At 70.6% G+C, this 22,459-nt stretch carries 17 protein-coding genes; 8 read left to right on the forward strand and 9 right to left on the reverse strand.

What is annotated here, in order from left to right:
• Nucleotides 1–250 precede the first annotated feature (250 nt).
• Nucleotides 251–481 (forward strand): DUF397 domain-containing protein, encoded by a 231-nt coding sequence (locus CA983_RS19850; RefSeq protein ID WP_086602249.1) that lies wholly within the window; start codon nucleotides 251–253, stop codon nucleotides 479–481.
• Between the two features lie 185 nt (nucleotides 482–666).
• Nucleotides 667–1,581 carry a helix-turn-helix domain-containing protein gene (locus CA983_RS19855; protein ID WP_086602250.1) on the forward strand — a complete coding sequence of 305 codons (915 nt, stop codon included), beginning with the start codon at nucleotides 667–669 and terminating at the stop codon, nucleotides 1,579–1,581.
• Nucleotides 1,582–1,651: 70 nt separating this feature from the next.
• Here the strand turns inward: CA983_RS19855 and CA983_RS19860 are convergent, their stop codons facing one another.
• Entirely contained in the window at nucleotides 1,652–2,479 is an 828-nt protein-coding gene (locus CA983_RS19860) for an SAM-dependent methyltransferase (RefSeq protein ID WP_086602251.1), read from the reverse strand.
• A gap of 129 nt (nucleotides 2,480–2,608) precedes the next feature.
• Between CA983_RS19860 and CA983_RS46755 the strand changes: the two genes are divergently transcribed.
• Nucleotides 2,609–2,890: a hypothetical protein gene (locus CA983_RS46755; RefSeq protein ID WP_167407412.1), complete on the forward strand. Its 282-nt coding sequence runs from the start codon at nucleotides 2,609–2,611 to the stop codon at nucleotides 2,888–2,890.
• 9 nt (nucleotides 2,891–2,899) lie between these two features.
• Here CA983_RS46755 and CA983_RS19870 read toward each other — a convergent pair whose 3' ends face one another.
• Nucleotides 2,900–4,279 carry a GH1 family beta-glucosidase gene (locus tag CA983_RS19870; RefSeq protein WP_086602252.1) on the reverse strand — a complete coding sequence of 460 codons (1,380 nt, stop codon included), beginning with the start codon at nucleotides 4,277–4,279 and terminating at the stop codon, nucleotides 2,900–2,902.
• Nucleotides 4,280–4,299: 20 nt separating this feature from the next.
• Nucleotides 4,300–4,986, reverse strand: a complete 687-nt coding sequence (locus CA983_RS19875) for a hypothetical protein (protein ID WP_086602253.1) — start codon at nucleotides 4,984–4,986, stop codon at nucleotides 4,300–4,302.
• Nucleotides 4,987–5,106: 120 nt separating this feature from the next.
• Here CA983_RS19875 and CA983_RS19880 point away from each other — a divergent pair, with 120 nt between their 5' ends.
• A complete protein-coding gene (locus tag CA983_RS19880) occupies nucleotides 5,107–6,789 on the forward strand; it encodes a hypothetical protein (RefSeq protein ID WP_086602254.1) in 1,683 nt (560 codons plus the stop codon).
• A 4-nt stretch (nucleotides 6,790–6,793) separates the two neighbouring features.
• On the opposite strand, the gene CA983_RS19885 is transcribed toward CA983_RS19880, so the two are convergent.
• The 5 genes from CA983_RS19885 to CA983_RS19905 form a co-directional block, all read right to left on the reverse strand.
• Nucleotides 6,794–7,324, reverse strand: a complete 531-nt coding sequence (locus CA983_RS19885) for a DUF4386 family protein (RefSeq protein ID WP_208636991.1) — start codon at nucleotides 7,322–7,324, stop codon at nucleotides 6,794–6,796.
• A 71-nt stretch (nucleotides 7,325–7,395) separates the two neighbouring features.
• The gene (locus tag CA983_RS19890; protein WP_086602255.1) at nucleotides 7,396–8,397 is read right to left on the reverse strand and encodes an ABC transporter ATP-binding protein; all 1,002 of its coding nucleotides are present in this window, start codon (nucleotides 8,395–8,397) and stop codon (nucleotides 7,396–7,398) included.
• A complete protein-coding gene (locus CA983_RS47940) occupies nucleotides 8,390–10,507 on the reverse strand; it encodes a dipeptide/oligopeptide/nickel ABC transporter permease/ATP-binding protein (protein WP_244207011.1) in 2,118 nt (705 codons plus the stop codon). The genes CA983_RS19890 and CA983_RS47940 overlap by 8 nt, the downstream gene beginning before the upstream one ends.
• A gap of 14 nt (nucleotides 10,508–10,521) precedes the next feature.
• Nucleotides 10,522–11,448, reverse strand: a complete 927-nt coding sequence (locus CA983_RS19900; RefSeq protein ID WP_086602256.1) for an ABC transporter permease — start codon at nucleotides 11,446–11,448, stop codon at nucleotides 10,522–10,524.
• A 13-nt stretch (nucleotides 11,449–11,461) separates the two neighbouring features.
• Nucleotides 11,462–13,003 carry an ABC transporter substrate-binding protein gene (locus CA983_RS19905; RefSeq protein WP_086602257.1) on the reverse strand — a complete coding sequence of 514 codons (1,542 nt, stop codon included), beginning with the start codon at nucleotides 13,001–13,003 and terminating at the stop codon, nucleotides 11,462–11,464.
• A gap of 218 nt (nucleotides 13,004–13,221) precedes the next feature.
• On the opposite strand from CA983_RS19905, the gene CA983_RS19910 reads away from it, so the two are divergent.
• Nucleotides 13,222–16,383 carry an RICIN domain-containing protein gene (locus CA983_RS19910; RefSeq protein ID WP_086602258.1) on the forward strand — a complete coding sequence of 1,054 codons (3,162 nt, stop codon included), beginning with the start codon at nucleotides 13,222–13,224 and terminating at the stop codon, nucleotides 16,381–16,383.
• Nucleotides 16,384–16,437: 54 nt separating this feature from the next.
• Here the strand turns inward: CA983_RS19910 and CA983_RS19915 are convergent, their stop codons facing one another.
• Complete coding sequence (locus CA983_RS19915) at nucleotides 16,438–17,883, reverse strand: glyceraldehyde-3-phosphate dehydrogenase (protein ID WP_086602259.1); 1,446 nt, start codon at nucleotides 17,881–17,883, stop codon at nucleotides 16,438–16,440.
• Between the two features lie 169 nt (nucleotides 17,884–18,052).
• Between CA983_RS19915 and CA983_RS19920 the strand changes: the two genes are divergently transcribed.
• From CA983_RS19920 to katG, 3 genes are all read left to right on the forward strand, one after another.
• Nucleotides 18,053–18,970 (forward strand): hypothetical protein, encoded by a 918-nt coding sequence (locus CA983_RS19920; RefSeq protein ID WP_086602260.1) that lies wholly within the window; start codon nucleotides 18,053–18,055, stop codon nucleotides 18,968–18,970.
• A 379-nt stretch (nucleotides 18,971–19,349) separates the two neighbouring features.
• Nucleotides 19,350–19,787: a Fur family transcriptional regulator gene (locus CA983_RS19925; RefSeq protein ID WP_086602261.1), complete on the forward strand. Its 438-nt coding sequence runs from the start codon at nucleotides 19,350–19,352 to the stop codon at nucleotides 19,785–19,787.
• Between the two features lie 67 nt (nucleotides 19,788–19,854).
• Nucleotides 19,855–22,080 carry a catalase/peroxidase HPI gene (gene katG, locus CA983_RS19930; RefSeq protein ID WP_086602262.1) on the forward strand — a complete coding sequence of 742 codons (2,226 nt, stop codon included), beginning with the start codon at nucleotides 19,855–19,857 and terminating at the stop codon, nucleotides 22,078–22,080.
• Nucleotides 22,081–22,459: the final 379 nt, after the last annotated feature.

The raw sequence follows: 22,459 nt of genomic DNA on the forward strand, positions 1-22,459 counted from the left end.
TCCGGTGCTCGTGCCGGGCGCGCCTGCGTGCGCCGCAGCCTCACTGGGCGGCCGGAGCATGTGYTGCGCAGCTGATGACACGGCATCTCCCCGATGCGAGGTCAGAACGCGGCGCCAGCAAAGGGGTTGACGCCGCAGCTATTATCCACGCTGACGGCGCCCCCGTGCAATTGCACGAGAAATTGCGTGACAATCAAGCCGCGTTGGGTACACGAGCCGGGACGCGAACGAGAACAGCGAGGAGACCGCGGTGCCACCAGTGCAGAACGGAGTGCAGGCAAGCTCGTTGGACGCCTGCTGGATCAAGAGCCGGCACAGCAACGCCGAGGGCAACTGCGTCGAAGTCGCCCCTCTCGTCGACGGCGAGATTGCGATGCGCAACTCCCGTGACCCCGACGGGCCCGCGCTCGTCTACACGGCGGCGGAGGTGGCGGCGTTCGTGGCTGGGGCGAAGGACGGCGAGTTCGACCACCTGCTGTGAAGACCGCATGCCGTGAAGATCGCATGCCGTGAAGACCGCACGCTCTGAAGTCCGCATGCCGTGAAGCCCGCTATGTGATGTGGAGCTCAACTCCCCACTTGCGTGGGGCTTCTTTGGGGGATGCGGGGAGGCCGACAGAGTGCGATAGTGTAAATCGCCCTTGTGCCGGTCTGCTGGGAGTCAGGATGTCCGCCGCGTCGCATCGCATCTCCCGTCTGGAACCCTACCTGGACAGGCCCGAGCCGGCGCCGACTCTGCTGAAGATGCTGGTCGGGGTACAGCTGGCAGGCTTCCGTGAGGACGCCGGGCTCGCCCAGGACCAGGCGGCGCGCGCTGTCGGCTTCAGTGTCGCGAAGCTGTCCCGCATCGAGTCCGGCAAAGGCCGCCGCCCCCCGACGGAGAACGACGTCCGCGCGCTGCTCCGGCTGTACGGCACCGACGACTACGAGGCCTCGGTGCTGCTCAAACTGTTGCAGCGCGCCGGCGAGCCGGGCTGGTGGCAGCGGTACGACAAGCGGCTGATGCCCGAGTGGTTCGACCGGCTGGTGGGACTCCAGGAGGCCGCCGCCACCATCCGAACCTTCGAGATCCAGTACGTGCCCGGCCTGTTGCAGACACCCGCCTACACCAGGGCCGTGGTGGAGCGTGGCCTGCCGAACGCGCCGGCCGGCGAGGTGGAGCGGCGTGTCGAACTCCGACGGCACCGGGCGCGGTTGCTGTTCCGGCCGGACGCCCCGCAGCTGTGGGCGGTCATCGACGAGTCCGTGCTGCTGCGCGTCCTGGGCAGCATCGAGGTGATGCGGGAGCAGCTCGCGCACCTCGTCGAGATGGCCGAACGCCCCAACGTGACGCTGCAGATCGTCCCGCTGAACGTCACGAACGCCTCCGCGCCGGCCATCCCCGTCACATATCTGCGCTTCGGCGGTCTCGATCTCCCCGACGTGGTCTACCTGGAGCACATCAAGAGCGCGAACTTCCTGGAGGACCTCGACGAGACGGAGGAGTACCGGATCGCGCTGGACCGCCTCGCGGACGAGGCGCTCAAGCCCCGGGACTCCCTGGAGCTGCTGCGTACGACAATGGAGCAGCGCTACTCGTGACGTACGAGTGCCTCGCGCGGGACGACCTGCGTCCCGCGCGAGGCACCTGAGCCATCTCTGCGCACCCGGGTCACTGTTCCAGGGGAATCCGCCCCACGCCGCCGAACTCGATCCACTCGTGGCTGAGCTGACGGGGCGCCACCTCGGTGTCGGGACGCCACGTGGACACCTCCACCAGCCCCGGCTCCAGGATCTCCAGACCCTCGAAGTAGGCGGCGACGTCCTTCTCCTCGCGCACGCGGCCCCAGTGCCCCTGGGTCGCCTGGTCCATGAAGTTCGTGACGAAGTCACGAACCTTCGGGTCCTCGCTGACCAGCTGGCACATCACCATGAAACTGCCGGGCGCGAGCCGCTCCCGCACGCGGCGGGCCACCGCGAGCGGCCCGTCGGTGTCGCTGTCCGGGATGCAGTGGAACACCGAGTTGAAGAGCACGCACACCGGCTCGGAGAAGTCGATCAGCCGCTTGGTGTCGGGGTGGTCGAAGATCAGGTCTGTCTCGCGCATGTCCGCGTGGATGACGCTCGTGCGCTCGTCCTGCTCCAGCAGCGCACGGCCGTGGACCAGCACCATCGGGTCGTTGTCGACGTACACCACGTGGGTCGTGGGGTCGATGCGCTGGGCGACCTGGTGCACGTTGTCCTGCGTCGGCAGGCCTGATCCGTGGTCGAGGTACTGGCGGATGCCGTACTCCTCGGAGAGGGTCCGCACGACCCGCTGGAGGAAGCGCCGGTTGTTCAGCGCCAGGCGGCGCGTGCTGGGCACGACCTTGTCGAGTTCCTCGCACGCGGCACGGTCGGCAGCGTAGTTGTCCTTGCCGCCCAGGTAGTAGTCGTACATGCGCGCTGCCGTCGGCACGTTYGCGTCGATCTCGGTGGACAACTGCTTCTCGGAGTTCATCGTTCCCCCTGCGTGGTGCCGCGCCAACGGACTGGCTGGACAGGAAGTCCATCCTAGGGAGCGGGAGTTGGCCGCTGCCAGCCCAGTGGCGAAGGTGCCCACGATCGAACGACCGGATGATCGTCCTCCGTGACGCAGTGTGGGCACGCCCTGGCCGTCCTCGCCCGCGCCGGCATCGGCACCAGCCACCTGGACGGCAACACCCGGCTGTGCGCGGCGACGGCCGCCGAGGCGCTCAAGGAGAGCTCGGAACTCCCTCCGCTGGGAGATGCTCGCCCAGGCGGCGCAGGCCACCCGGGACGAGCGGCCCTGGCGCTGGTCACCGACTGCCACCCGCAGACGCTCCGGCAGCTCCGCTGGACCAACACCATGATCAAGGCCCTGGCTCCTGAGCTCCTGACCTGCGTCTGAACCGGGCCGTCACCGCCGCTGCGCGGCGATCATCGACCGGTACCAGTGGTAGCTGTCCTTCGGTGTCCGCCGCTGCGTGGCGTAGTCGACACGGACGATCCCGAAGCGCTTGCCGTAGCCGAAGGCCCACTCGAAGTTGTCGAGAAGCGACCACACGTAGTAGCCCCGCACGTCCACGCCGGCGTCCATCGCGGTCCGCAGCGCGGTGAGATGGTCGCGCAGATAGGCGACCCGGTCGCTGTCGTGGACGGCCCCGTCGGGGCTCACCTCGTCGTCCTCCGCCGAGCCGTTCTCGGTGATGTGGAGGGGCGGCAGGGCGTCGCCGTACCGCTCCTTGAGCCCCATGAGCAGAGCGGTGAAGGTGTGGGGCGCCACGGCCCAGCCCATGGCGGTGCGCCGCACGCCGGGCATGGGCACCTCCGCGTACCGGTTGTCGGTTGCCACCCGCTGCGCCGGGTCGCTCTCGCGGTACGGGGCGTCGGCCACGACGGTCGGCCGGTAGTAGTTGACGCCGAGGAAGTCCAGCGGCTGGGAGATCAGCTCCAGGTCGCCGTCTCGCCGGAAGTCCTGGCCGGTGATCAGCTCGCCCCAGGTCTCCTCCTCGGTGGCCGGGTAGCGGCCCGCCAGGATCGGCTCGGTCCACACCAGGTTGTGCTGCGTGTCGGCACGGGTTACGGCCGCCCGGTCGGTGGGGGAGTCCGTGGCGGGGAGGTTGTGGTCGAGGTTGAGAGTGACGCCCACCTCGCGTACTCCGGTCGCCCGCAGCGCCCGTACGGCCAGGCCGTGCCCGACCAGCAGGTGGTGGGCGGCGGCCAGCGCGCCCCGGCCCTCGCGGGCGCCCGGGGCGTGCCGACCGACGGAGTAGCCGAGGAAGGCGCTGCACCACGGCTCGTTGAGGGTGATCCAGCGCGGCACCCGGTCGCCCAGGTGCCCGGCGACGACGGCCGCGTACTCGGCGAACCGCTCGGCGGTCTCCCGCACCCGCCAGCCGCCGCCGTCCTCCAGGGCCTGCGGCAGATCCCAGTGGTAGAGCGTGGCGGCGGGCTCGATGCCGGCCGCCAGCAGTTCGTCGACCAGTCGCGAGTAGAAGTCCAGCCCCTTGGGGTTCACCGGGCCGGTCCCCTCCGGGACGATGCGGGGCCAGGCGATCGAGAACCGGTAGGAGTCCACGCCCAGTTCCCGCAGCAGTGCCACGTCCTGCGGATAGCGGTGGTAGTGGTCGCACGCGACGTCACCGGTGTCGCCGTTCGCCACCAGGCCGGGGGTGTGGCTGTAGGTGTCCCAGATGGACGGCCCGCGTCCGTCCTCCTGCACCGCCCCCTCGATCTGGTACGAGGCGGTCGCGGCCCCGAACACGAAGCCGGGCGGAAAGCTCGGGAAGTCAGTCATGTTCTCAACAATGCCCGGTGTCAGCCCTCGAACCAGGGGAAACCCTCGGGGTCGGCGGCGGCGCGTGCGGCGAGTACGGCGTCGTCGTGGCCGTGGACCCGGTGGAGGATCGGGAAGTCGGCGGGCTGCACCTGGAGCCGGGCGACGGGCTCCACCGGTGTGCCGCTCGCCGCCTGGGCGACCCGTACCGTGCCGTCGGCCGTGGGGATCGGGGGCTGGCGCTCGAAGCCGGTGGCGGGCAGGAGGTACACCGTGCCGGTGCGCCACGGCCGCCGGGCGAGTGCCGTTCGGGTGACGGAGAAGAAGTAGTGGGGCTCACCGAGCCGGCCGGTGGCGTCACCGACCCGGACGCAGGCGTTGCAGGTCCTTGTTCCCGGCTGACGGTCACGGTCCAGGACCGCGTAGAACATCGGCCAGATTCCGTCCGTGGCCGCGAAGACCGCGTGCCGGCTGCTGAAATCGAGCGGGTCGGCGGGCCGGCGCGGTTCGAATCGCCGGATGCCCGGATCGCCCGTGCCGTGGAGGACCACGTCCGCCCGGTCGGCGACATGGCACAGGAACTGCCACTTGGGAGCGGCCAGCCGGTAGTCCAGGGGCCGGTCGGGGCCGTGATCCAGCGCTGTGTCCAGGAGCCGGTCGAAGCACGTCCTCGTCCGGCGGTCCAGTCGGGCCGAAGGCCTCGGTATCCAGTACGCGGGAAGCTGCATCGCCGCACTTTACCGATATGCAAAGCGCTAATCTGGAAATAAGAGAATCGATCGAGAAGTCGAGGGCGCGTCCGTAACCGCTATTCTCACGGCTTCCTGCCGTTTTCCCAGGAGAAACCCATGGGCGACTATTACAACCTCGGCACGCACCGCCGTCCCGTCACCACGTCCTCCGCCGAGGCCCAACTCTGGTTCGACCGCGGCCTGGTGTGGACGTACGCCTTCCATCACGAGGAAGCCGTCGCCTGCTTCGAAAAGGCGGCCGAGGCCGATCCTGAGTGCGCGATGGCGTATTGGGGTATCGCCTACGCGCTGGGCCCGAACTACAACAAGCCCTGGGAATTCTTCGACGGCGAGGAACTGGCGCGGACGGTGGAGCGTACGCACGCCGCCGTGGAACGGGCCCATGAGAAGGCCGCCCGGGCCACCCCGGTCGAGCAGGCCCTGATCGGCGCGCTGCGGGCCCGCTACCCGCAGCCGGAGGCCGTCGAGGACTGCTCGGTGTGGAACGAGCCCTACGCGGACGCGATGCGCGCGGTCTACGAACTGGCGCCCGACGACCCGGACATCGCCACCCTGCACGCCGACGCGCTGATGAACCTCACCCCCTGGCAGCTGTGGGACCTGACCACCGGTCAGCCGGCCGAGGGCGCACGGACCTCGGAGGCCAAGGCCGTGCTGGAAGGCGCGCTCGGGACCGACGCCGGCGCTCGGCACCCCGGGGTTCTGCACCTGTACATCCACCTGATGGAGATGTCCCCGACACCGGAGCAGGCTCTCACCGTCGCCGACCGGCTGCGCGGCATCGTCCCCGACGCCGGGCACCTGCTCCACATGCCCTCGCACCTCGACGTCCTGTGCGGGGACTACCGCCAGGTCGTCGCGGCCAACAGCGCCGCGATCGCCGCCGACGAGAAGTACCACCGGCAGGCCGGCGCGATGAACTTCTACACCCTCTACCGGGCGCACAACCACCACTTCAAGATCTACGGGGCCATGTTCCTCGGCCAGGCACAGGTCGCCCTCGACACCGCCGCCGAGCTGGAAGCCGCCATCCCCGAAGAGCTGCTCCGCGTGCAGAGCCCCCCGATGGCCGACTGGCTCGAAGGCTTCCTGGCCATGCGTGTCCACGTACTGATCCGCTTCGGCCGCTGGGCCGACATCCTCGCCCTGCCCGCCCCCGCCGACCCGGAGTTGTACTCGGTGACCACCGCCATGCGGCACTACGCCCGGGGCGTCGCCCTCTCGGCCACCGGGGAGGTCGGCCGGGCGCAGGCCGAGCGCGAGCTCTTCCGCGCGGCGGTGCGCCGGGTGCCCGAGTCGCGGATGCTGTTCAACAACACCTGCCGCGACATCCTCGCCATCGCCGCGGCCATGCTGGACGGAGAGCTCGAATACCGCAAGGGCAACCACGACCTCGCCTTCGCCGCCCTGGAACGCTCCATCGAGCTGGACGACAACCTTCCCTACGACGAGCCCTGGGGCTGGATGCAGCCCACTCGCCACGCTTACGGCGCCCTGCTGCTGGAACAGGGCCGGGTGATGGAGGCCGAGGCGGTCTACCGCGCGGACCTCGGCCTCGACGCCACCCTGCCCCGCCCCCTCCAGCACCCTGGCAACGTCTGGTCCCTGCACGGCTTCCACGAGTGCCTGCTCCGGACGGGCAAGACCGCCGAGGCGGCTCTCGTGGCCCAGCAGCTCAAGATGGCGACCGCACTGGCCGACGTCCCGATCCAGGCGTCCTGCTTCTGCCGCCTGAACACGGCGTCCGGTCCCCAGCCGGCCGACGGGTGCTGCCACTGACGCGTCAGCCGACCCGACTGGACCCCATGGACCGAACGGCCGCCGGTCGACGCGCCGTTGGCGACTGCGGTGCCCGACGCATCAGGACCACGCCGTACACGACGATCCACACCACCCACATCAGCCGGCCGACGAGGCCGAGCAGACCGAGCGGACCGGAGTGGTCGATGACCAGCGGGGCGAGCACGGCCGAACACAACAGCAGCACCGCCGCCACCAGTCCCCACCTGCCGTGCCACGGCCGGATCAGCCCGCCGCGCAGGCCGCCGACGGACAGGCCGATGAGTGCGAGCGCCAGGAAGGTGCCGTTGAGGGTGAACAGGGCGTCGTGCAGCGCCCAGAGGCTCGTGTCGGCGCCGACCCCGTCCGCGGCCGTCGACGCGAGCGCCAGCCGGACCGCGACGACCCCGGCGAAGACGGCGTTCTGAAGAACGAGCCCGGCGAACCCGACCAGGGCCCACGCCTCGCCCGAGTCCCGCTCGGACTGCCACACGCGCGCGGACGAAGGTCCGACGCCCGTCGGGCGTCGGAACATCCGCCCGATCGACGGCCGCGAACCCGGCTGGATCAGGACTTCCTGCTGGTGCCATCGACTGACACCGCCCGTCAGACAGCCACCGGCGGTGTCTCCTCCAACGGGAAATGGCATGCCGCCCCGTGGACGGGCCCCCGGGGCGGAGGCGTGGGGACCGCCTCGGCGCACAGGTCCCGTGCCTGCCGGCACCGGGTCCGGAACCGGCATCCGGACGGCGGGTCGGCCGGTGAGGGGATCTCACCGGTGAGCAGGATGCGCTGCCGTTTGCGTCCGCCGCCGACCACGGGGGAGGGGGCCGCCGACAGCAGCGCCTCGGTGTACGGGTGGCTCGGCCGCTCGTAGACCTCCTCCGTCTGGCCCGTCTCCATGATCTTGCCCAGGTACATCACGGCGACCCGGTCGGCGAGGTGCCGCACCACGGACAGGTCGTGCGAGATGAACACGTACGACAGTCCCAGCTCGTCCCGCAGGTCGCACAGGAGGTTGAGCACCTGCGCCTGCACCGACAGATCCAGCGCGGAGACGGGTTCGTCGCAGACGATCACCTCCGGCTCCAGTGCCAGGGCGCGGGCGATCCCGATCCGCTGCCGCTGTCCTCCGGAGAACTCGTGCGGGTGACGGCTCGCGTCCGACGCGCGCAGGCCGACCATCTCCAGCAGCTCGGCCACACGTGCCGCCCGCTGCGACGCGGGGACGAGGCCGCGGTGGGTCAGCCACGGCTCGCCGATCAGATCCGCCGCGCACAGACGGGGATTGAGCGAGCCGAACGGGTCCTGGAACACCATCTGCACCTTCCGGCGCCAGGCGAGCAGCTCCGCACCCGACAACGTGAAGGGGTCGACTCCCTCGTACCGCACGGTGCCCGCGTCGGGCCGTTCCAGCCGCAGGAGGACCCTGGCCAGCGTGGACTTGCCGCAGCCGGACTCACCGACCAGGCCCAGGGTCTCCCCGCGCCCCAGGGTCAGGTCCACCCCGTCCAGTGCCCGCAGCCGGGTGCCGCCTCGCACGGTCCGCCGGACCGTGAAGCTCTTGGCCAGCCCGGTGGCCTCCAGCAGTGGCCCGTGCTCAGGCATCGGCCAGCTCCTTCCCGAAGTGGCAGGCGGCGGCCCGGCCGACCCCGGTGCCGGTCAGCGCCGGACGGTGGGTGGCACAACGCTCCCGGGCCATGGGACAGCGCGTACGGAAGGCACAGCCGGCCGGCACCGCACCCGGGTCCGGCGGGCTCCCCGGGATGGAGTTCAGCCGGGAGCCCCGGTGCTGCTCGGCCGGCACCGACGCCAACAGGCCCCGGGGGTAGGGGTGATGAGGCTTGCCGAACACCTCGGCGACCGGCCCGGTCTCCACCACCGTCCCCGCGTACATGACGGCGACCCGGTCCGCGTGCTCGGCGGCGAGCCCGAGGTCGTGCGTGATGAGGACGAGTGCCGTCCGCTGTTCGCCGCGCAACTCGCCGAGGAGGTCCATGATCTGCGCCTGCACGGTGACGTCCAGGGCCGTCGTGGGCTCGTCGGCGATCAGGACCCTCGGCCGCAGGGCGACCGCCGTCGCGATCAGCAGGCGCTGACGCATCCCTCCCGAGAACTGGTGCGGATAGGCGTCCGCCCGGGAGCGGGCCTCCGGAATGCCCACGCGTTCCATCAGCTCCACCGCCCTGGCCCTCGCCGCGCGCCGGGACACGCTCTCGTGGATGCGGAACGGCTCGGCGAGCTGGGTGCCGACCGTGAGGACGGGGTTGAGCGCGCTGAGCGCGTCCTGGAAGACCATGGCCACACCGGGGCCGGCCAGCCGGCGTCTGGCCCGCGCTCCGAGCCCGAGCAGATCCTCGCCGTCGAGGCGCACCTGCCCGCCCACCACCTCCGCGACCGGGTCGAGCAGGCCGGCGACGGCGTGTGCGGTCATGCTCTTGCCGCAGCCCGACTCGCCCAGCAGCGCCAGTGTCTCGCCCGACCGCACGGAGAAGCCGACCCGGCGGACGACGTGGACGGGCCCGGCCGGGGTGTGGACGTCGACGGACAGGTCGTCCACGACCAAAACGTCGGCCGGCGTGGGCTGTTCGGGGCCGATGGGCCGGCTGCCGCGGGGAGCGACGATCGTGTCCGGCTCGGCGGTTGTGTCAGGATCGGCGTTCGTGTCCGGCCCGGCGGTTGTGTCGGGATCGGCGGTCGTGTCCGGCCCAGCGGTCGTGTCAGGATCGGCGTTCGTGTCCGGATCGGTGACGGCACCCTCACGAGCCGCCGGGTCCGCGCTCGCCCCGCGCGACCACCGAGCACGCCACCCACTGCGCCGAACCCCCTCCCGCCACCGCTGCCCCGGGTCGGTCGTCATCCGGGCCCAGGAGGCGAGAACGGTCGCCGAGACGGTCGTGAGGACGATCGCGAGCCCCGGGAAGAGCGCGATCCACCACGCGCTCTGCAACTCCTGCCGCCCCTGGGCCACCATCAACCCCCAGCTGACATCCGGCGGTTGGATGCCGATGCCGAGGAAGCTCAGCGACGACTCGGCCAGCATCACGAAGCAGAAGTCGAGCGCGGCGACGGTGAGCAGCGTCGGCAGCACACTCGGCGCGACATGCCGCCGTATGGTCGCCCAACCGCCGGTGCCGAACGTACGGGCCGCGTCCACGAACAGCCGGCTGCGCAACTCCGCCGCCTCGGCCCGGGCCGTGCGCAGATACACGGGGATCCGTGCGACGGCCAGCACCAGCACGATGCTCGCCGCACTCGGCGAGAAGACGTACAGCACCACCACGGCCAGCAACAGTGAGGGGAAGCTGAGGATCACGTCGGCCACCCGCAGCGACACGTTCTCGCGCCAACCGCCGTGATACCCCGCCCACATACCCCACACCGAGCCGACGACCAGCGAGCACAGCACGGCGGGCACCGCCACGGCGAGTGTCGTCCCGGCCGCGGTCAGCAGCCGCGCGGCGACGGGCCGGCCGAGGGAGTCGCTGCCGAGGACGAAGGCCCAGCCGTGGTCGAGACTGAACGGGGGCCGGCCCGGGGCGCGCAGATTCTGACGAGTCGCCAGGTCCCCGGCCAGCAGCGGTCCCAGGACGGCGCACAGCGCGACCAGGACCAGGACGAGGGCCGCCGCGCAGGCGAACCGGTCGCGGAGCAGCAGGGTGAACCACCGGCGCCGTACGGTCGTACCGCCCGTCTCGGATGTGGCCTTCTGAAGCATGTCCCGTCCTTGGCTCATGCCGCCGCCCGCTGCCGTACCCGCGGGTCGAGAAGCGCGTGGCAGAGGTCCACCAGGATGTTGAGGGCGAAGATCGCCAGAGCGGTCAGGAGCACCGCCGCCTGAAGCACCGCGAAGTCGCGCTGGAGCACCGAGTCGATCATGAGCTTGCCGATCCCGGGCCAGCCGAAGATCGTCTCGACGACGACGGCCCCGTTGACCAGCCCCACGGCCAGGTCGCCCGCGACGGTCAGCGCCGGTGCGGCCGCGTTGCGCAGGGCGTGCCCGAAGACCACCCGGAGCTCGGAGGCCCCCTTGGCGCGCGCCACCTTCACGTACGGGGCGGACAGCGCCGAGACCATGGCGCCCCGCACCACCTGCACCAGCACGCCGAACGGGCGGATCAGCAGCGTGACCACCGGCAGCACCCACGCCGCCGCACCGCTCGTGCCGGAGGTGGGCAGCCAGCCCAGTGTGACCGCGAAGACCAGCACGCCCATGATGGCGATCCAGAAGTCGGGGACGCTGGCCGCCGTGGAGGACAGGAAGCTCGCGATCCGATCGGTCGCCGAGTTCGGGCGGTAGGCCGCCAGACTACCGACGACCACGGCGCCCACGATGGCGAGCAGCATCGTCCAGCCGGCGAGCTGGAGGGTGGCGGGGAAGGCCCGCAGGACGGCCTCGCCGGCCGGCTGGGCGGTGCGCAGCGACTCGCCGAAGTCGAGGTGGGTGACCTGGGCGAGATAGTCGCCGAACTGGCTGATCAGCGGGTCGTCCAGGCCGTTGCGGGCGGCGAACTCGGCCCGCATCTCGGGCGTCGCGCTCAGCGGCAGGTACAGGTTGGCGGGGTCGCCGGTGAGGCGGGCCAGGAAGAACACGCCGAGGACCACGACCAGCAGCGGGATGACGCTGGAGACGGCGCGGCGGCGCAGCAGGGTCAGCACGTGATGTCCTCCCTCAGTCCGCGCGCCGCATGTCGGCGAGCCGCATCTCGTCGTTGGTGGACGGGTCGGGGCGGTAGCGGACCTTGGGGGAGAGGGCCAGCAGGCCGGTCATGTTGGCCATGACGGCGTCCCGTACGACCTTGTCGTTCTGGTGGGCGAACGCGTCCGCGAACGCCTTCTGCCGTTTCGCGCCCGAGGCGAGCTCGGCCTGTTCGATGAGCGTGTCGAGCGCGTCGGTGCCGTAGCTGCTCTGGGCGCCCTCGCTGCCGTAGATCTGCGCCATCGTGAACGCGGCGTCCCCCGCCTGGTTGCCGTGCTGCGCCTGGAGCAGGGTGGGGCCGGTGTCGCCGGCGGGGAAGGGGCGCAGCAGGTACTCCAGCCAGGCGTTGACGTCGAGCATCTTGATCCTGACCTTCAACCCGGCCTTGATCAGGCCGTCCTGGACGACCTCCATCGCCTCGGCGGCCTTCGGGTAGATGCCGTTGCGGCCGATGATGGTGAGGGTGGTGTCGGTGCGGACTCCGTCGGCGCGGGCCTCGGCGACGAGTTCCCGGGCGCGTTCCGGGTCGTAGGGCCACGGCCGGAGGCGCGGGTTGTGGCCGGTGACGCCCTTCGCCACGAGCTGACCGGTGGGCCGGCCGGCGAAGACCGCCGTGACCAGACCCTCCCGGTCGATGGCGTAGTTGACGGCCTGCCGGACGCGAATGTCGTCCAGGGGCGGCTTGGTGGCGTCCATCCGCAGGTACGAGACCTCGTTGGTGGCGAACTCGACGGCCCGGTCGCCCGCCCCGTCCTCCGGCGCCAGCCCGATCGCGACATCCGCCTCGCTGTTCGTCACCATCGCCGCGCGCACACTGCCCTCGGCGCGCCAGACATAGGTGGCGGCGGCGAAGTCGGGGGCCTTGCCCCAGTAGCCGGGGAAGCGCTTGAGCCGCAGATACCGGCCCTGGTTCCACTCGTCGATCCGGTAGGGCCCCGTGCCGACCGGCTCGCGCACGCGGGAGTCGGGGTCGGTGCTCGTCGGCACGATCTCGACGAAGCACAGGCGCAGCGGCAGGATCGGGTCGGGTTTCGCCGTGGTGACCCGGAGCGTGGTGTCGTCGACGGGCGTGGCGGTGAGCTCGCTGTCGGCGAAGATGTAGCCGTCGACGTTGCAGTCGATCCCCGAGTCCGTGGCGCGCTTGACGGAGAACGCCGCCGCGGCCGCCGTGAACGGCGAACCGTCGTGGAAGGTGACACCCCTGCGGAGGGTGAAGGTCCACGAAGTGGCCGATTCCCGGGCCCACTTGGTGGCGAGGGCGGGCTCCAGGCGTCCGCTGGACGGATCGCGCTCGGTGAGCGCCTCCGTGATGTTGGCCCTTGTCACCCGGCCCGTCGCGGTCAGCGAGGCGTCACAGGGTTCGAGCGTCGGCGGTTCCTCGGGCAGGACGATGCGCAGGGTGTCCGGGCCGCCCCCGATGGGGTCGGCGCCGGCCACCGAGCAGCCGGAGGCGGCGAGCAGGACGGCGAGGGACGCGACGATCGGACGACTGCGGGATAAGCCTGAACCGGTCACTGCGCCTCCGCGTTTCGCTCGCGTACACAACAGAGAACGTCGTTTAGATATGTGGACGATGCATGGACGATCATTATTGGGCTGGCGAGGCGGAGCGCGTCAAGGGGTGTGCGTCGGTTCCCAACTCGTCCCACCTCTTGACGTGTTGATTGCCGTCCTAAAACATTCGGGAAACTCGATTGGTTCTGCGCGGTTCTGTTCGCTCTCGAAGGGAATTCATGTCCAGCAGACATCGCCTCGCCCGGACATTGGCGGTCGGCGTCCCCCTGGTTCTCGGTGCGGGACTCGTGACCGCACCTCCAGCCGCTGCCGCCGAACCGCCCGGCAGCGCGGTCACGGTACGGATCGACCCGTCCTACCGGCAGCAGGAGTTCGAAGGGTGGGGGACCAGCCTCGTCTGGTTCGCCAACATCACCGGCCGCTACCCGGAACCCATCCGGCAGAAGCTCGCCGACATGCTGTTCGGTGAGGACGGCCTCCGTCTCAACATCGCGCGCTACAACATCGGCGGCGGCAACGCCCCGGACGTCCGCAAGGACTACATGAAGACCGGCGCGACGATGGACGGCTTCTGGAAGGCCCCCGAGGGCACCACCAGGGAGGACACCGACTGGTGGAACCCCGACAACCCCGACCACTGGGACTGGTCCGCCGACCCGGGACAGCGCTGGTGGGTGGACCGCGTCAAGAAGAAGGTGACCCGCTGGGAGGCGTTCAGCAACTCCCCGCCCTGGTTCCAGACCGTCAGCGGCTACGTCTCGGGCGGCTTCGACGCCAACACCGACCAGATACGGGCCGACCGCGTCGACGACTTCGCCACCTACCTGGTCAAGGTGACCGAGCAGCTGGAGAAGAAGCACCGCATCAAGTTCGACACCCTCGCCCCGCTCAACGAGCCCAACACCAACTACTGGGGCACCCAGATCGGCCCCGACGGACAGCCCACCGGCGGCCGCCAGGAGGGCGCGCACGCCGGCCCGGAACTCCAGCAGAAGGTCGTCCTGGCCCTGCACCGCGCCCTGGAGAAGTCGAGAACCCGCGCGACGATCTCCGCGATGGACGAGACCAACCCGAGCACCTTCGTCCGCAACTGGAACGCCTACGACAGCTCCGCCCGCGCCGCCGTCGACCAGCTCAACGTGCACACGTACGGCACCGGCATGCGCACCAGCGCCCGGGACAGCGCCAAGGCCGCGGACAAGCCGTTCTGGATGAGCGAGGTCGAGGGCACCTGGGGGACCGGCACCGACTTCACCGGCATGGAACCGGGGCTCGGCATCGCCACCCGGGTCGTCGACGACATCCGTGAACTGGAGCCGTCCGCCTGGGTGTTGTGGCAGCCCGTCGAGGACTCGATTCCGCAGGCGCAGGCGGGCAAGAACTGGGGCAGCATCCACATCCCGTTCAACTGCACGGCCAAGGACACCCTGGAGACCTGCCCGATCAAGGCCAACACCAAGTTTCACACCCTGCGCAACTTCACCCACCACATCCGGCCCGGCGACCACTTCGTCAAGGCCGACGACCCCTCCAGCGTGGCCGCCGTCCGCAAGTCCGGCCGCGGGGCGACCGTCGTGCACGTCAACAGCGGCACGACCCCGCGCGCCGTCACCCTGGACCTCTCGCGGTTCAAGCGCGTCGCCCCCGGCGCCACTGTCATGCCCGTGGTGACCAGCGCCGACGGAGCACTCGTCCGCGGCACACCGGTGCGGGTGAAGGACGACTCCGCCACAGTGACCGTCCCGGCGAAGTCGGTCACCACCCTCCTCGTCGACGGCGTGTCCGGCACCGTGAAGGACGCCGCGCTCGTCCAGCCCGGCCACGTCTACCGCCTCCAGGGAGCCCAGAGCGGCAAGTCCCTGGCCCCGTCCGCCGACGGCAACGGCGTCGTCGTCCGTACGCCCGACCCGGCCGCCAAGTCCCAGCTCTGGTCCGTGAAACGGCTGACCCGCGGCGACGGCAACCGTGACCGCTACGCCCTCCTGAACGCGGAGACGGGCGAACGCCTCGCCGTTCGGGACGACGACGCCGTCCTGGAGGACGCCGACACACCGGCCGCTCAGTGGATCATGTCGACCACCGGGGACGGCACCTGGACCTTCGTCAACGCCGCCACGGGCCGGCTGCTCGACGTCGTCGGACAGTCGACGGCGGACGGCGCCCGCGTGTCGGCCTTCCTTCCCACTTCCAGCGCGAACCAGCGCTGGGCCGTGACCGACGAGACGGTGCTGCGGACGCAGCCGGCCAAGGCGTTCACCGTCCCCGGCCGCGCGCCCGAACTGCCCGGCACCGTGACGCCCGTCTTCCGGGACGGCGCCCGGGGCGCCCTGCCCGTGCAGTGGACGCTGCCCTCCGAGGCGCGCTGGAGCAAGCCCGGAACCGTACGGGTGAAGGGCAGGGCGACCGACGCCCTCGGACGGACCGTCCGCGCCGAGGCCGTCGTCACCGTGGACACCATCGCCTCCACCCTCCCGGCCCGCGCCAAGACCTACACCGGCGGACGGCCCGGCCTGCCCGCCACCGTCACCGGCGTCGGACGGCACGGCGGAACCGCCGAGCTCCCGGTCACCTGGGACCCCGCACCCGACGGCGCGTTCGACGACGCCGGAGTGGTGACCCTGCGCGGCACCGCCCACGTCCCCGGAGGTACCGGGGCGGAGGCGACCGTACGCGTCCAGGTCACCGCACCCCGGGAGAAGAACGCCGCGCCCGACGAGGGCGTGACGATCGGCGCGACATACACCGAGAGCGGGTACTCGGCCGAGGGCCTGCGCAACGGAAACACGTCCGAGAAGGCCTGGTCGAACTGGAGGTCCGGCACCAAGAACCCGTCCGACACCATCACCTTCACCCTGCCCGAGGCACGTGATCTGACCCGGGTGGTGACCCACTTCCACCGCGACGGCACCAACGTCAGCTTCGCGGAGTCCCTCAAGGTGCAGGTGCGCGCGGCCGACGGCACTTGGACCGACGCGAGCGAAACCGTGCCCGTCGGCACCGAGGGCACGCCCGTCGCCGACGTCCCGGTGCGCGCCTCCGGCCCGGTGACCGGGGTACGCGTGGTCATGACGGCCCGGCCGGGCGGCTACATCACCCTCGGGGAGATCGAGCTCTTCGCCAGGACACCGGGTGCCTCCGCGGACGCCGCCGCCGCGTCGATCGAGGTGGACGGCGTGGCGATCGGCGACTTCGACCCGGACCGGACCGGCTACCGGGTGACCATCGACCGCCCGGACCGGGCGAAGGTCACCGCCACGCCGCGCGACCCGTACGCGGGCGTGACCGTCCGCGAGGAGACATCACGCGTGGCCGTCGTGACCGTGAGCAGCGAGGACGGCTCGAAGACACGGCAGTACAGGATCGAGCTGACCCGCTCCTGACGCAGGAGAACGCGGGGCGTGCCAGCCGGACACGCCCCGCGTCGTCCCCAGGGCTCAGACCGCCGGAGCCGGGTACGTCGGGTACTCCACCCCGGACACGTGCTGCACGACACGGATGACCTGGCAGGAGTAGCCGAACTCGTTGTCGTACCAAAGGTAGAGGATGGCGTTGTCGCCCTCGACCTTGGTGGCGCCGGCGTCGACGATCGAGGCGTGGCGCGAGCCGATGAAGTCGCTGGAGACCGCGTCGGGGGCGCTGATGAAGTCGATCTGGCGCTTCAGCGGCGAGGTCAGGGACACCTCGCGCAGGTAGTCGAGAACCTCCTGGCGGGTGGTCTCGCGCGCGAGCTGGAGGTTGAGGATCGCGATCGAGACGTCCGGCACCGGGACCCGGATGGAGCTGCCGGTGATCTTCGCCTTGAGGTCGGGGAGCGCCTTGGCGACGGCGGAGGCGGCACCCGTCTCGGTGATGACCATGTTGAGTGGCGCGGAACGCCCCCGGCGCTCGGACTTGTGGTAATTGTCCAGCAGGTTCTGGTCGTTGGTGAACGAGTGAACGGTCTCCACGTGGCCGCGCTGGACCCCGAACTCGTCGTCCATCGCCTTCAGGGGCGGCACGATCGCGTTCGTGGTGCACGAGGCGCAGGACAGGATCCGCTCGTCCGGCTTGATGGTGTCGTGGTTGACGCCGTGCACGATGTTCGGGACGTCGCCCTTGCCGGGCGCGGTCAGCACGACCTTGTCGATGCCGGGGCGCAGGTGCGTGGACAGGCCCTCGCGGTCGCGCCACTTGCCGGTGTTGTCGATGAGGATGGCGTCCTTGATGCCGTACGCCGTGTAGTCCACCTCGGACGGGTCGTTCGCGTAGATGACCTTGATCGCGTTGCCGTTGGCGACGATCGTGCTGGTCGCCTCGTCGACGGTGATCGTGCCCTGGAACTGGCCGTGGATGGAGTCCCGGCGCAGCAGCGAGGCGCGCTTGACGATGTCCTGCTCGCCTCCGCCGCGCACGACGATGGCCCGCAACCGCAGACCGTTGCCCGAGCCGGACTTCTCGATGAGCAGCCGGGCGACGAGCCGGCCGATGCGGCCGAACCCGTAGAGGACGACGTCGCGTCCCTCACGGCGCTCGATCTTGTTGGCTCCGGTGGCACCGGCGACGGCCTCGGCGGTGAACTCGGCGACGGACAGGCCGCGGTCGTCCTCGCGGTACGTCGCGGCGAGCATGCCGATGTCGATCTGGGACGGCCCGAGGTCGAGCTCGGCCAGGGTCTGCAGGAAGGGCAGCGTCTCGGTGACCGAGAGCTCCGCACCGGCGATCTGCCGGGCGAACCGGTGGGTCTTGAGGATGCTGACCACCGACTTGTTCACCAGGGAGCGGCTGTGCAGCAGGACGGTCACGTCCCGCTCCCGGTGCAGCTTCCCGATGATCGGGATCATCGACTCCGCGATCTCCTCGCGGTTCTTCCAGTTGGTGAACGAGTCGTCGTTGACAGTCACAGATCCATCTTTCGAGCTAGGCGGCGCTCATATGTTAAACCGTCGATTTCTGGATCATGAACGGGGTGCCTCCGAAGTGTTCTGCCTCGCCGGAACGCCGCGCTCCACGAGCCCTTCGCGGCCTTGCCTGGGATGATCGGAACAGCGCCTCCATGCGAAAGGGACGCTCATGGACTTCGACGCTGTGGCCGACGAGCTGTACGCCCTGCGGCCGGAGGAGTTCACCGCCGCCCGCTCCTCGGCCGTGGCCGCCGCCCGCACGGCCGGTGACCGTGAACTGGCCGAGCGGATCGGCACGTTGCGCAAACCCAGCCTCGCCGCCTGGGCCAGCAACCTCCTGGTCCGCAGCCGGCCCGGCGATGTCGAGCCCCTGCTCCGTCTGGGCGAAGGCCTGCGGCACGCCCACCAGTCGCTGGACCGCACACAACTGCGCGAACTGAGCCGGCAGCAGCACGCGCTCATCCGCGCCCTGTCCGCTCAGGCCCGGCAGCTCGCCGCGGAGGCCGGCCATCCGATCGGCGAAGGCGTGCAGCGCGAGGTCGAGAACACCCTGCACGCCGTCCTGGCCGATCCGGAGGCCGCCGAGGCATGGGCGAGCGGCCGGCTCGCCAAGCCGCTCAGTGCCGCCGTCGGCTTCCCGGCCGTCGGACAGAGCGCCGCCGCGACGAGCGCCGTCAGGCAGGGCGCCGTCACGGAGAGAGCCACGACACAGCGTCGCCCCTCCGCCGCGACGGCCCCCTCCCGTCCGGACCGGAAGGCCGACGAGCAACAGCGGCGACGGCTCGCCCAGGCCCGGCGGGACGCCGAGGCCGCCGACCGGGAGCTGCGGGCGCTGAAGGACGAGGCGGCGGCCGCGGGCCGGGCTGCGGAGGAGGCGAAACAGCAGGTGGACCGCCTCCAGCAGCGCGTCGGCGAACTCACCGAGGAACTGGCACGCACCAGGGAGGAACACCAGCAGGCCCGCTTCGCCGAGCGGTCGGCCCGGGAACGGGCACGCACGGCCGACCGCCGCGTCCGCGAAGCCGACCGCAGGGCCGCGACGGCCGCCGCCCAGCTCGAACGCCTGACCTCATCGGACGACCGGTAGGCGGGCGGGCGGTGCCCTCCTGCCGTGCTCCGCGGGGGAGTTGAGCCCGGGCGGGTTTGCCTTGCAGGCCGCCGTCGTGTCGGGTCATGGAATCGGCCCAGCGCGTCGGCATCGGCGCCCCCGCCTTCGTGGGCCGGATGGTCGACGACGCCATGGCCGAAACGGCACGGGCGGTGCTGGCACGACACGGGTACGGCTGACACCATCCCGCCACCGCACCGAAGCTCGATCACCCATGCTGTGACGGAGCTCACAGTGCGCCAAAAAGGGCGCCACGCCAAGCCGCGCACGCGCCATGCCCGGCCGCACCTGCGCGACACCAAAATTGAACCGTTCGTTTTCTTGAATCACTCGTGTTTGTGCGGATAGGTTGTCCGCCATGACCGCATCCCGGACCCCGACCACCGCCGAGGAGCTGCGCGGTGCCGGCCTGAGAGTGACGGCCGCCCGCGTCGCACTGCTCGAGGCCGTGCGGGACGGTGACCACCTCGGCGCCGAGGCGATCGCCTCCGAGGTGCGCGGCCGCGTCGGCCACATCTCCGTCCAAGCCGTGTACGAAGGGCTCCACGCACTCACCGCGGCCGGACTCATACGCCGCCTCGAACCACCCGGCAGCCCGGCCCTCTACGAGGGACGGGTCGGCGACAACCACCACCACCTCGTGTGCCGGTCCTGCGGGGCCGTCGCCGACGTCGACTGCGCGGTCGGCCACGCCCCCTGCCTGACCGCGTCCGACGACCGCGGCTTCGCCGTCGACGAGGCCGAGGTCATCTACTGGGGCCTGTGCCCCGCCTGCTCCACCGCCCGCAGTTCCTGAGCACGTGATCCACCCGAGCACCGCGATCCACCCGAGCACGCGATCCACCCCGTCCGGAAGGATTTCCATGACTGAGAACCACGACGCGATCGTCACCGACGCGAAGCAGGAGGAGACGAGCGGCGGCTGCCCTGTGGCGCACGGCCGCGCCCTGCACCCGACCCAGGGCGGCGGCAACCGTCAGTGGTGGCCGGAGCGCCTCAACCTGAAGATCCTCGCCAAGAACCCCGAGGTGGCCAACCCCCTCGGTGGGGAGTTCGACTACGCCGAGGCGTTCCAGTCCCTCGACCTCGCGGCCGTGAAGCGGGACATCGCCGAGGTGCTGACCACCTCGCAGGACTGGTGGCCCGCCGACTTCGGGCACTACGGGCCCCTGATGGTCCGTATGGCCTGGCACAGCGCGGGCACCTACCGCATCAGCGACGGCCGCGGCGGCGCCGGCGCCGGCCAGCAGCGTTTCGCGCCGCTCAACAGCTGGCCGGACAACGGCAACCTCGACAAGGCCCGCCGTCTGCTGTGGCCGGTCAAGAAGAAGTACGGCCAGTCCATCTCCTGGGCCGACCTCATGATCCTCACCGGCAACGTCGCCCTGGAGCAGATGGGCTTCGAGACCTTCGGCTTCGCCGGCGGCCGCGAGGACGTCTGGGAGCCCGAGGAGGACGTCTACTGGGGCCCCGAGACCACCTGGCTCGACGACAAGCGCTACACCGGCGACCGCGAGCTGGAGAACCCGCTCGGCGCCGTCCAGATGGGCCTCATCTACGTCAACCCCGAGGGCCCGAACGGCAACCCGGACCCGCTCGCCGCGGCCCGCGACATCCGTGAGACGTTCCGCCGCATGGCGATGAACGACGAGGAGACCGTCGCCCTGATCGCCGGTGGCCACACCTTCGGCAAGACCCACGGTGCCGGCCCGGCCGACCACGTGGGCGCCGACCCCGAGGCCGCCTCCATGGAGGAGCAGGGCCTGGGCTGGCGGAGCACCTACGGCACGGGCAAGGGCGGCGACGCCATCACCTCCGGCCTGGAGGTCACCTGGACCTCGACGCCGACCCAGTGGAGCAACGGGTTCTTCAAGAACCTCTTCGAGTTCGAGTACGAGCTGGAGCAGAGCCCGGCCGGCGCCCACCAGTGGGTGGCGAAGGACGCCCCGGAGATCGTCCCGGACGCGCACGACTCCTCGAAGAAGCACCGTCCGAAGATGCTCACCACCGACCTGGCGCTGCGCTTCGACCCGATCTACGAGCCGATCTCCCGCCGGTTCTACGAGAACCCGCAGGAGTTCGCGGACGCCTTCGCCCGCGCCTGGTTCAAGCTGACCCACCGTGACATGGGCCCGAAGTCGCTCTACCTCGGCCCGGAGGTCCCGGAGGAGACCCTGCTCTGGCAGGACCCGCTGCCCGAGGCCGAGGGCGAGCCCATCGACGACGGAGACATCGCGGTCCTCAAGACCAAGCTCCTGGAGTCGGGTCTGTCCGTCTCGCAGCTGGTGTCCACCGCCTGGGCCTCGGCGTCCACGTTCCGCGGCAGCGACAAGCGCGGCGGTGCCAACGGCGCCCGTATCCGCCTGGAGCCGCAGCGCGGCTGGGAGGTCAACGAGCCCGACGAGCTGGCCCAGGTCCTGCGCGTCCTGGAAGGCATCCAGCAGGAGTTCAACTCCGGCTCCGGTGCCAAGAAGGTCTCCCTGGCCGACCTGATCGTCCTCGGCGGCTCCGCCGCCGTCGAGAAGGCCGCCAAGGAAGCCGGCTTCCAGGTGGAGGTTCCCTTCGCCGCGGGCCGTGTGGACGCGACGGAGGAGCACACCGACGTCGAGTCCTTCGAGGCGCTCGAGCCGACCGCCGACGGGTTCCGCAACTACCTCGGCAAGGGCACCCGCCTGCCGGCCGAGTACCTGCTGCTCGACAAGGCGAACCTGCTGACCCTGAGCGCTCCCGAGATGACCGTCCTGGTCGGTGGCCTGCGGGTGCTGGGCGCCAACTACCAGCAGTCCCAGCTCGGCGTGCTGACGAAGACGCCCGGTTCGCTGACCAACGACTTCTTCGTCAACCTGCTCGACCTGGGCACGACGTGGAAGGCGACCTCGGAGGACCAGACCACGTTCGAGGGCCGCGACGCCGCCACGGGCGAGGTCAAGTGGGCCGGCAGCCGCGCCGACCTGGTCTTCGGCTCGAACTCCGAGCTGCGGGCGCTCGCCGAGGTCTACGCGAGCGACGACGCGAAGGAGAAGTTCGTGAACGACTTCGTCGCGGCGTGGGTCAAGGTCATGAACCTGGACCGGTTCGACCTGGTCTGATCACACCTGCCTGACAGGACGCCCCCGGGCCGGCCGGCCCGGGGGCGTCCTGCCTCTTTCCTGAACGTCTTTCCAGAACGTCTTTCCGAACGGCTTTCGGCAGACCGGTTTTCCTGAGGGATCGTCAAAGACCGTTCAAGGTAAGAACATCACTTACCCAACTCTCACCATGAAACGGCAAGGATCGCGACCGGGCCAGGATTCGGGCATACGTTCTGGTCGTGAACTCATCTGCCACCGCCCACAGAGGCGCCGGCCCTGAACCGCACCCCTTCGCCGGTCCACGGCCGACCACAGGCGGCACCGTCCGCCGCACTCTCCTGCGCACCGCGCTGACCGGGGCCGCGGCCCTCGGCCTCACAGCCGCCCGCCCGGCCAC

The organism is Streptomyces swartbergensis, from assembly GCF_002148965.1.
Classification (GTDB): Bacteria; Actinomycetota; Actinomycetes; order Streptomycetales; family Streptomycetaceae; genus Streptomyces; species Streptomyces swartbergensis.

Coding starts and splice junctions, on each gene's coding strand:
- CA983_RS19855 (WP_086602250.1), top strand. CDS start 667: ATGTCCGCCGCGTCGCATCGCATCTCCCGTCTGGAACCCTACCTGGAC.
- CA983_RS19870 (WP_086602252.1), bottom strand. CDS start 4,279: ATGACTGACTTCCCGAGCTTTCCGCCCGGCTTCGTGTTCGGGGCCGCG.
- CA983_RS19875 (WP_086602253.1), bottom strand. CDS start 4,986: ATGCAGCTTCCCGCGTACTGGATACCGAGGCCTTCGGCCCGACTGGAC.
- CA983_RS19880 (WP_086602254.1), top strand. CDS start 5,107: ATGGGCGACTATTACAACCTCGGCACGCACCGCCGTCCCGTCACCACG.
- CA983_RS19885 (WP_208636991.1), bottom strand. CDS start 7,324: ATGTTCCGACGCCCGACGGGCGTCGGACCTTCGTCCGCGCGCGTGTGG.
- CA983_RS19890 (WP_086602255.1), bottom strand. CDS start 8,397: ATGCCTGAGCACGGGCCACTGCTGGAGGCCACCGGGCTGGCCAAGAGC.
- CA983_RS47940 (WP_244207011.1), bottom strand. CDS start 10,507: ATGCTTCAGAAGGCCACATCCGAGACGGGCGGTACGACCGTACGGCGC.
- CA983_RS19910 (WP_086602258.1), top strand. CDS start 13,222: ATGTCCAGCAGACATCGCCTCGCCCGGACATTGGCGGTCGGCGTCCCC.
- CA983_RS19920 (WP_086602260.1), top strand. CDS start 18,053: ATGGACTTCGACGCTGTGGCCGACGAGCTGTACGCCCTGCGGCCGGAG.
- CA983_RS19925 (WP_086602261.1), top strand. CDS start 19,350: ATGACCGCATCCCGGACCCCGACCACCGCCGAGGAGCTGCGCGGTGCC.
- katG (WP_086602262.1), top strand. CDS start 19,855: ATGACTGAGAACCACGACGCGATCGTCACCGACGCGAAGCAGGAGGAG.